Origin of the sequence: Nonomuraea lactucae, assembly GCF_003313395.1 — a bacterium.
Classification (GTDB): Bacteria; Actinomycetota; Actinomycetes; order Streptosporangiales; family Streptosporangiaceae; genus Nonomuraea; species Nonomuraea lactucae.
On sequence record NZ_QNFZ01000324.1, the window covers coordinates 1 to 613 of the forward strand.

The 613-nt window shown below is 75.0% G+C and carries 2 protein-coding genes; one reads left to right on the forward strand and one right to left on the reverse strand.

Features of this window, described 5'->3' with window-relative positions; all coding sequences use genetic code 11:
• Positions 1-180, reverse strand: a 180-nt coding sequence (locus tag DQW85_RS21730) for an aldehyde dehydrogenase family protein (RefSeq protein WP_113702113.1), incomplete at its 3' end; no start/stop codon positions are given.
• 59 nt (positions 181-239) lie between these two features.
• Here DQW85_RS21730 and DQW85_RS21735 point away from each other — a divergent pair.
• A partial coding sequence (locus DQW85_RS21735) for a laccase domain-containing protein (RefSeq protein WP_240197336.1) occupies positions 240-613 on the forward strand: 374 nt, incomplete at its 3' end.

Consider the following 613-nt stretch of genomic DNA (forward strand, 5'->3'; position numbering starts at 1 on the left):
CAGCGCGGACCAGCGGGGGAACGCCTGCCGCGCGGCCTCGACCGCCGCGTCGGCGTCCCGGGGGCCGCAGGCGGGCACCCGGGCCCACACCTCGCCCGTCGCGGGGTTGACCGAGTCCATGGTCCTGCCGTCGGCGGCGGGTACGAGCCTGCCGCCGATGAGGTTGCGATAGTCAGCCACGTTACCAAGCATATGCTTGCTTGCTTAGCCTCGGCCAGCAGTCGGCCTAGGATCTAGGCATGCTGCTGGCTCCTGGAGTGCACGTCGCCATCACCGATCGCCACGGGGGCGTGAGCGCCCCGCCGTACGGGTCGCGCAACCTCGGCGGGATGGTCGGCGACGACCCGGCGGCCGTCCTGGCCAACCGCGAGGGCGTCGTGTCGGAGCTCGGCGTGCGGGGCGTGGTGTTCATGCGCCAGATCCACGGCGCGGACGTGGCGTACGTGAGCGAGCCGTTCGGCGACGACCCGCCTCCCCTCGACGGCGTCTTCACCACCGAGCCGCGCCTCGCCCTCGCCTCCCTCGGCGCCGACTGCCCGGCCGTCCTGGTGGCCGACCCGGAGGCCCGCGTGGCCGCCGCCGCCCACTCGGGCCGCCCCGGCACCGAGGCGGG